10 protein-coding genes are annotated in these 12,914 nt (G+C 35.3%); 2 read left to right on the forward strand and 8 right to left on the reverse strand.

Annotated elements, in window-relative coordinates:
• Positions 1 to 52 precede the first annotated feature (52 nt).
• The 5 genes from nosZ to VL047_RS07930 form a co-directional block, all read right to left on the reverse strand.
• On the reverse strand, positions 53 to 2,035 hold the full coding sequence (nosZ, locus tag VL047_RS07910) for a Sec-dependent nitrous-oxide reductase (RefSeq protein ID WP_325359582.1): 1,983 nt from the start codon (positions 2,033 to 2,035) through the stop codon (positions 53 to 55).
• A 148-nt stretch (positions 2,036 to 2,183) separates the two neighbouring features.
• Positions 2,184 to 3,968 carry a hypothetical protein gene (locus tag VL047_RS07915; RefSeq protein ID WP_325359583.1) on the reverse strand — a complete coding sequence of 595 codons (1,785 nt, stop codon included), beginning with the start codon at positions 3,966 to 3,968 and terminating at the stop codon, positions 2,184 to 2,186.
• 139 nt (positions 3,969 to 4,107) lie between these two features.
• On the reverse strand, positions 4,108 to 5,379 hold the full coding sequence (locus VL047_RS07920; protein ID WP_325359584.1) for an acetyl-CoA hydrolase/transferase family protein: 1,272 nt from the start codon (positions 5,377 to 5,379) through the stop codon (positions 4,108 to 4,110).
• A 6-nt stretch (positions 5,380 to 5,385) separates the two neighbouring features.
• Positions 5,386 to 6,534 carry a copper-containing nitrite reductase gene (nirK, locus tag VL047_RS07925; protein ID WP_325359585.1) on the reverse strand — a complete coding sequence of 383 codons (1,149 nt, stop codon included), beginning with the start codon at positions 6,532 to 6,534 and terminating at the stop codon, positions 5,386 to 5,388.
• 148 nt (positions 6,535 to 6,682) lie between these two features.
• On the reverse strand, positions 6,683 to 7,171 hold the full coding sequence (locus VL047_RS07930; RefSeq protein WP_325359586.1) for a c-type cytochrome: 489 nt from the start codon (positions 7,169 to 7,171) through the stop codon (positions 6,683 to 6,685).
• A 182-nt stretch (positions 7,172 to 7,353) separates the two neighbouring features.
• Between VL047_RS07930 and VL047_RS07935 the strand changes: the two genes are divergently transcribed.
• Positions 7,354 to 8,580, forward strand: a complete 1,227-nt coding sequence (locus VL047_RS07935; RefSeq protein ID WP_325359587.1) for a hypothetical protein — start codon at positions 7,354 to 7,356, stop codon at positions 8,578 to 8,580.
• Between the two features lie 5 nt (positions 8,581 to 8,585).
• On the opposite strand, the gene VL047_RS07940 is transcribed toward VL047_RS07935, so the two are convergent.
• The 3 genes from VL047_RS07940 to VL047_RS07950 all read right to left on the reverse strand — a co-directional run bounded on the left by VL047_RS07940 (position 8,586) and on the right by VL047_RS07950 (position 11,280).
• Positions 8,586 to 8,951, reverse strand: a complete 366-nt coding sequence (locus VL047_RS07940) for a hypothetical protein (protein WP_325359588.1) — start codon at positions 8,949 to 8,951, stop codon at positions 8,586 to 8,588.
• Between the two features lie 75 nt (positions 8,952 to 9,026).
• Positions 9,027 to 10,085: a response regulator gene (locus VL047_RS07945; protein ID WP_325359589.1), complete on the reverse strand. Its 1,059-nt coding sequence runs from the start codon at positions 10,083 to 10,085 to the stop codon at positions 9,027 to 9,029.
• Positions 10,086 to 10,095: 10 nt separating this feature from the next.
• The gene (locus tag VL047_RS07950; protein WP_325359590.1) at positions 10,096 to 11,280 is read right to left on the reverse strand and encodes a PAS domain-containing sensor histidine kinase; all 1,185 of its coding nucleotides are present in this window, start codon (positions 11,278 to 11,280) and stop codon (positions 10,096 to 10,098) included.
• A 283-nt stretch (positions 11,281 to 11,563) separates the two neighbouring features.
• On the opposite strand from VL047_RS07950, the gene hemN reads away from it, so the two are divergent.
• Complete coding sequence (gene hemN / locus VL047_RS07955) at positions 11,564 to 12,913, forward strand: oxygen-independent coproporphyrinogen III oxidase (protein ID WP_325359591.1); 1,350 nt, start codon at positions 11,564 to 11,566, stop codon at positions 12,911 to 12,913.
• The last annotated feature ends 1 nt before the right edge of the window (position 12,914 follow it).

A 12,914-nucleotide genomic window follows, 5' to 3' on the forward strand; every position in this document is an offset into this window, starting at 1 on the left:
GTAATAAACCTCTCCTAAAACAAAGAGGTTTATTACATAAACGGATTTAATTTTACTTTGTACCGGGTCCTGGTGCTGTATCACCTAAACCATAACGAATCGGTGTATTCGAACCAGCTGGTGAAACACGGATATAACCAGACATCTCTTGGTGTAATGCACTACAGAAATCAGTACAATACATTGGCCAGATGCCCGCTTGTTTAGGAGTCCACTTCAATGTTTGCGTCTCTCCTGGCATAACCAAAAGCTCAGCCGTATTCGCTCCTTTTATAGCAAATCCGTGTGGGATATCCCAATCCTGTTCTCTATTAGTAAAATGGAAATAAACCTCATCACCAACATGAATTCCCTCAATGTTATCAGGGGCTAAATGACTACGGATGGCTGCCATATATACATGAACTGTTTTTCCCTCTCGTACCACACGAGCATCACCTTCATTCTTTGTCACATAGGGATGTTTGTTTTCCTCAAGATTATAAATCTTCTTTGAATTCTTCATAATCGTTTCTGCAGGAATGATCTGACTATAATGAGGTTCTCCAATTGTTGGGAAATCAAGCAACAGTTGCATTTTATCGCCTGAAATATCATAGAGTTGTGCACTTTGTGTCAATTCTGGACCTGTAGGTAGATAGCGGTCCTTGGTGATTTTATTGTATGCAACTGCATATTTCCCACTTGGTTTCCGAGTATCTCCACCAGGTATTGTTAAGTGACCAACAGAATAAAAGGTAGGAGAACGATCAATGATCTTAAGGTCTTTTAAGTTCCATTTCACAATCTCTGATGAAAGAAAGAATGAAGTATATGCGTTCCCCTTGTCATCAAACTCAGTATGTAAAGGTCCTAAACCTGGTTTTTCAACTTCGCCGTATAATACAGATTCGTATTTAAGCACATTAAAACCATCGTATTGACCATCGAAGTCTTTATTCTCAATGGCTTTTTGAATTTTTGAGAAAGCGAAGACCGGTAGTAAAGCAGCCAATTTACCACTACCTACAATGTACTCACCTGAAGGATCAACATCGGTTCCATGAGGAGACTTTGGACAAGGGATAAAGTAGCATATCTCTCTTAACATATCTGGTGTCAATGTTAAGATTTCAGTTTTAATTTCAGATGAAGCTGTATGTGTTTCTTCATTATACTTATTATGCGCATATTTCACTGTTTTCTTTATTCCCTTTCCAGCCTTGATCAACTCCTCTGCCTTTTTCCAGTTTACCGCCATAATAAAATCTTTGTCATTTTGAGAAGCATTGACTTCAAGCTGAGTATAAGCCTTTTCGGTATTGTAAGTAGAGAAGAAGAACCAACCGCTACTTGGGCCTTTTCCTGAATGACTAAGATCAAAATTAAGTGCAGGAACTTCCAATTGAAAAGCGATATCCATATTTCCAGTTGTTTTATCTACACTTATAAAACTGATCGAACCTTTAAAGTTCTCTTTATAGGTATGGATGGGATATTCCACACCATCATCAGGAACACTAAAACGGGTACCAGCTACAACATATTCTGTATTTTCTGTTATAAAAGGTGAGGAGTGATTACCTGCACTATTAGGAATTTCAATAACCTCTACCGTTTTAAAAGTTGTAAGATCAATCCTGGCAACACGAGGAGTATTGTTCGCATTCACAAAAACCCATCTTCCATCCATGATACCATCCGTTTGAGAGATTTGAAGGTGATGCAAATCATCCCATGGAACAAATCCATGTGAAGTATTTAACAATGGTATCGTTTCTTCGGAATATCCATAACCTTTTTCAGGATCTACCGAAAAAACCGGAAGGACTTTTAACAAGCGGGCCGAAGGATATCCATATACCGCTAACTGGCCACTAAATCCTCCGGAAACAAAGCCATAATATTCATCATATTCTCCAGGAGCCACGTAGACCTTTTCTGCGGCACCTGCACTTACGGCCGTCCCCGCCGTTTTGGGTTTACAGGAATTTAGTCCTGTCAGAATTGCCAGAGTAAATGCTAAGGCAAACATCTTTTTTGTTGAATTAAACATAGGATTAGGATTAAATTTTCTAATTGTACTTATATATAGTTCAAAGAATTATTAATCAAATCTAATCAGAGGTTCATATCCAATATATGCGCTAAATCATATTTTTAAGTGATAGAAAATTAGAGCTAAACAACAGATTACCTATGTGTTAAATGAATTTTTCTGTAGCTAAAGTATGTTCAAACTTTAGCAAGTCATTCAACATTTTATTGCGATAAATATCCGTTTCATTATATAAATTAGGAATCAGTTCCTTATAATAGTTTATCCCATTCTGCAATTGCTCCTTAAACTTAAGTAAGTATTTTCGCTTCTTTTCATTCAACTGCTCTACCTGCATATCAATCTCTTTATTCAGATACTCCACATAAAGCTTCAATTCATTAATGAATAGATTTGGACGCTCAATCTCATTTAATAAATTCACTTTACCATAGATATGCTTAATCATCTGTTCTAAAGTAAATTTGCCAGAAAAATATGCAAGATTAGGACCTGGGCAAATGGCTACAGCTGTTCTCTCTTTCGGTTCTAAAATATTATTTTTAATATAAGCAGAAGTGGCTAATCCTTCGCACAAACAAACCTTTTCTGTAATTAAATCAAATTGTTTCTTGAACTCTGACTCAGATAAATCTGCACTTTCCAATTGCTTTATCTTTAGGTTCTGAAATTCTCTAGAAGCAGTACAAATTGGTTGTTCAGTAAATTCAGTATTAGAAACAAGGAATTTCTTTTTACAAGGGCTTCCTGGTCTCCCCCTTTTAATGCGCTCCAACCTCAACTCTTCTGCAGAACTCTTCCTGAAATTATTAAAAGGGATTCCTAAAGGAGAAGAACCGCTGATATAAAAATCATCCTGCGTAGCAAATTCTAAAGACTCCAGTGTTCCATCATCAACGTTTGTTGCTTCGGGGACTAAAAGAAACGGACTACCCCAACCCGTTCCATCCAACTTATAATAGTCAACTAAAAATCTATCTTCTTCCGCAGTACCTATTCCGCCTTGAACCGTTAACCTTTGAGTTGGTATTTTATCTACAACCAGCTCCTTTGTCTTCAATGCATTCTGGTATATTTCAAAAAGAGAATCAACCATCTCTTCCCGTCTTTGCTTAAACTCTTCCAAAATCGGACCCAAAAGATATCCCTCTGTAGCAAAAGCATGTCCTCCACAGTTTAAGCCAGATTCTATGCGGAATTCAGATATCCATAAACCTTTTTTTGCCAAAAACTTTGCCTGAATAAAAGCTGACCTAAAATCACTCACTTTAAGAATAATCTGCTTTTTAAAACTCTTATTATAAGTTGGATAAAAATCAGGAAAGTCTTCTAATGAACTATATAATCTTGGATTCATCCCTGCCGAAAGAATAAGCGAAGAATTAAGATCACTTTTTGCAAACCCACGAAGTGCAGCTATAGCATCCGTAAATTGATCACCCAGATTATCTCCCTCTGAACTAAAGTTCATTTTATCGACCTTAGACATAATATTTACATCAATAGATCCACAATAAAGCTGCTTTCTCAATTCAGTCTGCACCTTCTCCTTTGTATCAACATCAGAAAGCTGCAACATTTCATTGTATAATTTCTTTAATAAAGAACGATCAGGTAGGAGTTCAAAATATTTAGAAATCTCTGAACCAGGACTAAATTCAGAATTTTTTAACGAGTCAAATTGCTTTTCAACTATCTGTTTAAGCAAATTCAAATAAGCTGTAATTCGCTTTGCACGAAAATCGGGCACCTTGGGGGAAATTGGCACAAAATCCTCATTGATTTTTTTAGCATAGAATTGACGCATCCGTTCAATTAAAATATCATCTACAATTGAAACAACAGATGAGATACCATAACGAGCAACTTTCACTGGAGTATCAATCGAGAAAGCGAGACCTAGTACAGGAATATGGAATGTATGATTCATAATATTATGTTTAAATTCACAAATGTAAATTGACCTAATATTATAGAGTTAAAATATGATGGATATCATAAAAAAAAGTAATCCCTAAGCCACACGCTGCAACGTATAACTTAGGGATATTATAATAATTATAGTTTTCTTAAATCGGCTTGAAAATAGAAAATGCTTCTCTTTCTAAATGTTCTTGATGATCCGGATGAGCAATTTTAATTAACTCTTCAGCACGCGCTCTCAAGTTCTTCCCATGTAAATATGCAATACCATGTTCAGTAACAACATAATGCACGTGCGCCCGAGTCGTGACAACAGATGCACCTGGCTTCAGGAGCGAAACAATCCTTGAAATTCCTTTATTAGTAACTGAAGGAATTGCAATAATGGGCTTTCCACCTTTAGAAAGTGCCGCGCCACGCATAAAATCTACTTGACCTCCCACTCCGCTATATTGCCTAGTTCCTATAGAATCCGCACATACCTGTCCAAAGATATCCACTTCTATTGCACTGTTAATAGCAGTAACCTTCGGGTTCTTTGAAATTGTTACCGGATCGTTTACATATTCAATATCCAGCATTCTTACAAGAAGATTATTATCAACAAAATCATAAAGCCTCTTTGATCCAATAACAAAGCTCGACACAATCGCTCCCGGATGGATTTTTTTTAGTTTATTGTTAATAACACCTTTCTCAACCAGATCAATTACTCCATCAGAAAACATTTCAGTATGTATTCCTAAATCTTTATGGTTAGTTAAACATCTAAGAACAGCATTCGGAATACCGCCAATGCCCATCTGAAGAGTTGCTCCATCTTCAACCAATGAAGCTACATTCTCACCAATAGCTAATTCTGTAGGCGAAGGTTCTTTAAGTTTTTGAGCAAATATTGGATAATCTACCTCAACTGTTGCAGTAAAATTAGAAATATGTAAAACTCCATCGCCTATAGCACGTGGCATATTTGGGTTTATCTCTGCAATAATAATTGAAGCTTTCTCTACAGCGGCTCTTGAAATATCGCATGATACCCCAAGAGTACAATAACCATTATTATCCGGAGGAGAAACGCTTATCAATGCTACATCCAGAGGAACCAATCCACTGCGAAACGCTTTTGGTATCTCGCTTAAGAACATTGGAACATAGCTCGCTCTTCCTTCGTTAACAGCCTTTCGGATATTAGAACCTACAAAAAAGGCATTTATTTCAAATGCCGATGCGTGTTCTTTATTAGCATACGGAGCATCCCACTCCGTATGCATACTATAAATTCTAACGTTATTAAGTTCTCCACTTCTCTTTGCCATTGCGTTCACCAATTCTTTAGGCGTTGCGGCAGCTGAATGGATAAAAACACGATGATTAGATTGGATTAACTTAACAGCTTCTTCAGCAGTTATAAAATTCATTCTGATTTATTTAATAGGGCCAGCTTTTTCTATTTCTTTCATTAAAGAATTATCCCATTCACCTTCGGCCTTAATAGTTGCAATAGCTCCGAAAGCAATTGCTTCAATCAGGTTGTGATTTACAAATGCATATGTTCCTGGTTCTCTGAACCGATATAGTGCAGCTGCTGCTGATCCACCTGGAATATGCCAGGTTTCTAAATCTGTATAAGGAGTATTATTAAATTTCCCTCCTGGCCAGAACAGATCAGAGTGTCCTCCAATTAAATGCAACCTGGTATCTCGATTTGCTTGAGCGCTAATTAATAGAACCTTATCACCTACATTTACAACGGGAGAGTTCTTTCCGGTCAAGGAATTTTTCTTACCATTGAATACTATATGCGTTGGTATTAATGTTTTAATAGAATTAGCCATTTCATTCATACTTTCATTAGCAGTAGCAAGATTCATAAATGAACCGTCTGCATTTTTAGGAAGGTAGAAGTCTTGCTCTACAATATAAAGTGCTTTATCATACTCTACCAAGTTTCCGTTTTCATCCTTCAATCCTTCTCTTGGCAATACCATAATTGCTCCATTCATTCCTGAAGTAACGTGCATTGGAGTCATCATTCCACCCGGTGCACAGTGATATACGAAAACACCTGCTCTGGTAGCCTTAAAGCGGAAAACCACTTCTTCTCCAGGATTAACCTCTGAAATATCTCCTCCTCCCATATGACCTGTAGCCGCATGGAAATCTATATTATGCATCATGGAATTTGTTGCCGGATTCTTCAATGTCAATTCAACATAGTCATCTTGATGAACAACAATTAAAGGTCCAGGAACTGAGCCATTAAAAGTTAGTGCCCAAACTGAGTCACCAGGAGCAACTTCCCATTTTTTTTCCTGTATTTCAAGGGTTACTTCAACAATCTTTGGACCTCCTTTAGCAACTTGATCATGTACAGGTACCAATGGAGGCATAACCATCTCTTGTTTAACACGCTCAAGATCGTCTCCCTCACCTTCATAGGTTGCGTCTATAACAGATGTTCTTGAACCTCCACTCTGGCCACAAGACATCAATATACCTAAAAGTGCTAAATACATCAATGGTCTAATTCTTTTTACCATTACAAACAGTCGATTAACTTTCATAGTCTTCATAGCTATTTATTTATATTACTAATATACAGTATTCTTTTCCTACTGTACATCAAAAGTATCTTCATTTGACTATATAAATTATGACGAATGTCACTAAATAAATTGTTTAAGAACCAGCCGATTCAAACATACATCATTTATATTTAACCTATTTTACACCGTCGTTTTCACGAAAGAATTCAACCATAGCATGTGCATCAACTTCTGCCAATGCTTGATCAGGCATTCTAACCATACATATTTCAAGTTCCTCTTGCATCGCCGGATCTACGTCAATCATTTCATCTGTATTGGTTAAGAAATTCATAATCCAAACCGGAGTTCTACGTTCTGAAACACCTTTAAAGCCTGGACCTACCAATCTTTCGTCGGTAGTTTTATGACAACTTTGACATTTCGCTCCGTAAATAGCATCCCCTTTTTTCGCTAGTTCAGCATCCACAGTAGGCGAAACCGTAAAGTTAGTTTCATTATATTTTCCCGTGCCGACAGTTTCATCATATTCCTCCTGTAAAGTTTCAGTTTGAACAACATCATTAGTAGTTGCAGTAGTATCGGTATTCCCCTCTTCGGTAGAACTATTTGTGCAACCAATAACAAACAAGGCTGCTGCGCTTAAATAAAGTAGTTTTTTCATAAGATTATTGTTAAGTATGATTTATGTATGAACAAAAGTAGAATTCTTATGTTTTAAAAATATGACAATTGTCATTAAAAAGCAATTATTTTATCATAAAATCAATTCTCATATAGACTATATTTACAAAAAAGAAATACTTGAATTATAAAATTTCTATTTTAGAAATAAATGCAAAGATTATGAATATAAAAAAATGGGTTACAATTACCTTATGCAGTTTACTACTCGTTGCAATATTAGGCGTATTATTACGCTATAAAATCAGTTTTTCTCTACCAATCATCAACCAAAAACATCTACAACATAGTCATTCACACTTTGCATTAAGTGGCTGGCTAACACAACTCCTGATGGTTTTGCTTGCATCTTTTGTTTCTTCTATAATAGGAAAAACCCATTTCAAAAAATACAACTTTATCCTTTTTGCCAACCTGGTTGTTTCATACGGAATGTTAATTTCTTTCCTACTGCAAGGCTATGGTGTCGTATCAATAATCTTTTCCACGCTCTCCATTTTGATAATTTATTATTTTGGAATACAACTCTGGAAAGATATGAGGAAAGCTCCTTTACAAAGCCCAAGCTTTATCTGGTTTAAGGCTGCTATTGTTTTTTCTATATTATCTTCCCTCGGAATAGCCATGCTGGCCTATATAATGGCTACTCATACGATTAATATTAAACTACAACAGGCAACAACCTATTTCTATCTCCATTTTCAATACAATGGATGGTTCACATTTGCCTGTTTAGGATTATTAATCGAAGTATTGACAAACAAAAATATTCAAATAAAAGGGCTTCAGAAATTTTTCTGGATCTATGCAATCGCATGCATTCCAGCATATTTTCTATCCGTTCTATGGTTGTCATTACCACTCTGGATCTACATAATTGTAGTCATATCTGCAGCAATTCTCATAACTGGATGGATTTGGTTTTTCTTGCAAATTCAAAAACAACTTCAAGTATTCACTCAGAATATGCAAAAAATCGTAAAATTGCTTTTAGGATGTTCGGCTCTAGCATTCTCAATCAAAGTAATTCTTCAGGCTGGCTCTACAATTCCTTCTTTAAATAATATGGCTTTTGGATACAGACCCATAGTAATTGGCTATCTGCATTTGGTCTTTTTAGGAATAGTTACACTTTTCCTCTTAGGATATTTATTTTATAAAGGCTATCTAAAGGCGCTAAAATTAACATGTGCAGGAATCGTTTTATTTCTGATAGGAATTATTCTGAATGAACTTATGCTAATGATGCAAGGTCTTGCAGCTATGGGGTATTATAGAGTTCCTTATATCAATGAAATCCTTCTAGGAATTACTTTGCTGATGCTACTGGGAGTTAGTATTATTAATATTGGAGCAAATAAACGATCAGTTCAAAACAGACTTGAATAGGATCTCTAAAAGCTAGCGTCTAACAATCGATCAAGTTGCTTAATAATTCGAAGAGCCTTCTTCTCGTCAGTCAGGCTATTATGTACATAACTAATGAAAATTCCATATTCACGAGCTAGATGCACTATTGCATTACTAGGTTTATCTGTCCGACTAATAATTTGCTTAACTCCAAATTCCTGCAGCTTAAGAAAAAGTTCAGGACTAAGAGAATTTACAGTGTACAGGAGTACAGCTTCTTTGTCGAAAGAATAAATAACAGTGTCATTATTCAATTCATTAGAAATAAATGTCAGTTCATGCTTTTTAGCATTTGCCTTAACCAAATACTCCTTTTCTTGTTTCCTTATATTATAGGCGATAGCTTTCATTCAACCAATAATACGCCAAACAAATACAATTAGAATGAAATTTCTCAAGCTAAAATATGATTTAAATCATATTTATTAGGTAATGGCCTTTAATGCTTCTATATCCATAATATGTATTGAATTACCCTCCTTAGTCAATAATTTTTCTTCCTTAAAATCAGCAAGTGTCCTGCTAACAGTTTCATTTGCTGTACCAGCCATAGAAGCAAGATCATCGCGCGATATTCGAATTATACATGTATTATCCTGGGCGTCTTTTTTAAACTTCTCTGCATAACTTACAATGGCTTCAGCAATTCTCTTTCTAACCGAATTATACGCAAAGCTTAAAAGCCTCTCATTTTTTAATTGATTTTTGTACGTTAATAACTGAATAAACTTCATATTTAATGCATGGCGTTTATGCATTAAATTCTCAAGATCTGCTTTATTAACCAATGTCAGTTCTGTTTCTTCCAATGTTTCAATATTGTCGAATCGCTTCTTGTCCAATAGAATCGCTTCATAACCGAAAAACTCCCCCTCTGAATAAATTCCTGTTGTCAATTCCCGGCCATCCTCATAAAATAAAAAACTTCTTACCTTACCCGAATTAACTCTATATAAATAGAGCGGTACATCCAGCTCCTGATAAATGTTCTGTTTCTTTTTATAAGTCTTCTTCCTTCCCAAACTAATAAGCTCTTCAAGCAAAGATTCAAGGTCCTCTGGTAAAGACGAAGATAAAATCGATATATTTCTCTTATTACTATGCTTCCGAAGGCGCGATTCAATTGCATTTAAAAGCTCCATATCATTAAATGGCTTAATAAGATAATCATCAGCTCCCATTTCCATCGCTTTTCGTATATCTGCACGTTCAGCTTTAGCAGTTAAAAATATCAATGGTATATTTGCCGTTTCTTCGTGTTTTCCTAAAAGATATAAAACTCCATAACCATCCAATACCGGCATCATAATATCACATAGTATAATATTAGGTAAGTGTTTCAAAGCTAATTCAAAGCCCGACTTTCCTTCAGATGCACTCAAAACATGATAATCTGCCATTTCTAAGATCTCAACAATACTTTCCCGTATATCGTCATGATCTTCAATAACTAAAACCGTTTTATTACTATTACTATTCTGCATCACAAGAAGTTTATTGCTTAAAAATTAAAATAAAAGTTGTACCCTCATCAAGTTTACTTATCCAAGTAATTTCACCGTTCATTAAATGAGCGTACTGTTTAACGATATTTAATCCCAAACCTGTTCCGGGAATTTTACCTGTATTATTGGCTCTAAAAAATGGTTCTAGCAAATGTTTTTGGTCCGCTTCAGGAATACCAATCCCATCATCTTTTACCTCTATAATACACTTATCACTCGATATATACGTATTAAATTCTATAAATGTATTCTCACCTGAATATTTGATGGCGTTCGAAATCAAATTGATTATAGCATTCTTTAGCAAATGAGGGTCAAGATAAACAGTTCCAATATTTCCTGTATGCTGATAAACAATGTTCTGATTTTGCTTAGTCATCGACTGCATCTCTTCAATTATCTCTTCAGAAAATTTAACAATATTGAAACTCTTCGGATGTGGTTCAATAACTCCTCCTTCTAAACGATCAAGGGATAAGAAATCATTTAAAATATTAGTAAGAAGATCAACCGAGTTTCTAATTTTCAAAGTATGTTTATGCACTCCCTCAATATCATTCTTCTCAGCATATTTATTTATCAATGATGCAGAAAGTTGTACAGAACCAAGTGGGGTTCTAAACTCATGAGAAGCCATCGATACAAATTGCGATTTAAGGCGGTTTAAATCCTTTTCCTTTTGGAGTGACTTAGTTACATTATCTTTGGCATCTTCCAACCTCTTAACCATCGTGTGCAAATCTGCTGTTCTTTCGCGAATAACCTCTTCCAGTTCTTCTGTATATAAACGAAGCATTTCTTCAGCTTCCTTTTGTTTACTTAAATCCTGAACAAAACCGGTAAATATTTTTCGGTTTTCATAATTGACCTCACTTATAGAAAGCCAGAAAGGAAAAGTAGAACCATTCTTCTTCTGTCCAAGCACCTCCCTCCCTATACCAATAATTTTCTTTTTACCGGTACTTAGATATTTATTAATATACTCATCGTGTTGACTTTTATAAGGTTCAGGCATCAACATACTAATATTATTGCCTATTACTTCTTCAGCAGTATAATTGAATAATCTTAATGCACTCGGGTTAATTGTTTCTACAATTCCTGAATCATCAATTGTGATGATACCTTCATTAGAATTCTCAATAACAGCCTTAAGTAATTTTGCACTTTCCATAGAACCAGAACGGTTGATCAAAAATTGGAATATAATATTTCATATAAGATGTAAAGATGCAATAACAGCGTCTAACCCTTTTTACAAATGTATTATTAAAATGATATATCACCATATGTAAAAGAACTTTAAATCAAATCTTAATAAGGAAAAAACCTAAGAGAAAGCCAAAAGCCTAATTATTACCTTTTATTGTGACGACCGTCATAATTTAAGTATTTAATAATGGTTCTCTTTACACAATAAATTTATTGCGAAGATTCATTATTCAAACTTCTCTTCCATGTCATTAACACAAAAAGAATTAATTCGAAAATACAACGTTCCCGCCCCAAGGTATACCAGCTATCCAACTGTTCCATTTTGGGATACTGATCAATGGAACGAAAACCAATGGATTGAAAAAGTAAAAATTACACATCAAGAGTCATCAGATGGTATCAGCATTTACATACATCTACCCTTCTGCGAAAGCTTATGTACTTACTGTGGTTGCAATAAACGAATAACTAAAAACCACGATGTCGAGTTACCTTATATTCAAGATGTTTTAAAAGAGTGGGATCTTTATAAACAATATCTGGGTAAGGATATAACGATCGGTGATATTCATTTAGGAGGAGGAACACCAACTTTTTTCACTCCGGAAAACTTAAAGTTCCTTATAACAACATTATTAGCTGACCTAAAGATAAGTCCGAGAGCTGAATTCTCTTTTGAAGCTCATCCTGCAAACACTACAATAGAACACTTAGAAACGCTCTATTCATTAGGATTTAGAAGATTAAGCTTAGGTGTTCAGGATTTTGATCCGTTAGTACAATTTATCATCAATAGGAAGCAAAGCGAAGAGGATATTTTCAGAGTAATGAATCAGGCCCAACAACTCGGTTACTCTTCCATAAATTTCGACTTAATTTATGGTTTACCTAAACAAACTCTAGCAACCGTAGAAAACACCGTCAATAAAGTCATCGCTCTTAAACCTGATCGAATATCTTTTTACAGTTATGCACATGTCCCTTGGTTACAACCAGGGCAAAGACATTACGACGAAAAAGATTTACCCAAAGATGAAGAGAAACTTCAGTTATATGAACTTGGAAAGCAGATGATCCTAGAAGCTGGCTATGAAGATATTGGAATGGATCATTTTGCTCTGCCCGGAGATGCTTTGTTTAAGGCTTTCGAAAATGAAACTCTACACCGAAACTTTATGGGATATACAGATCGGTTCTCTCCTCTAATGATTGGTTTAGGAGTCTCATCTATCAGCGACTCATGGAATGCATTTGCACAAAACGTTAAAAGTGTAGAAGAATATCGTTCTCTGTTAGCACAAAATAAACTACCGCTCCTTAAAGGACATATTCATAACACTGAAGATCTAGTATTCAGAAAACATATTCTTAATATTATGTGTGAAGGAAGAACCAGTTGGGAAGCCTCCAACACACCTGATATTATCAATGAATTAAGATCTCTATCCGATGATGGACTCATAATTTTAAAAGCCAATGGACTTGAGATAACTCCCTTAGGAAAATCCTTCCTAAGAAATATCTGCATGCCATTTGACCAGCGGCTACGAGCCAAACAACCAGGTACGAACATCTTCAGTAACGCTATTTAAG

It is taken from the genome of Albibacterium sp. (genome assembly GCF_035514885.1).
Taxonomy (GTDB): Bacteria; Bacteroidota; Bacteroidia; order Sphingobacteriales; family Sphingobacteriaceae; genus Albibacterium.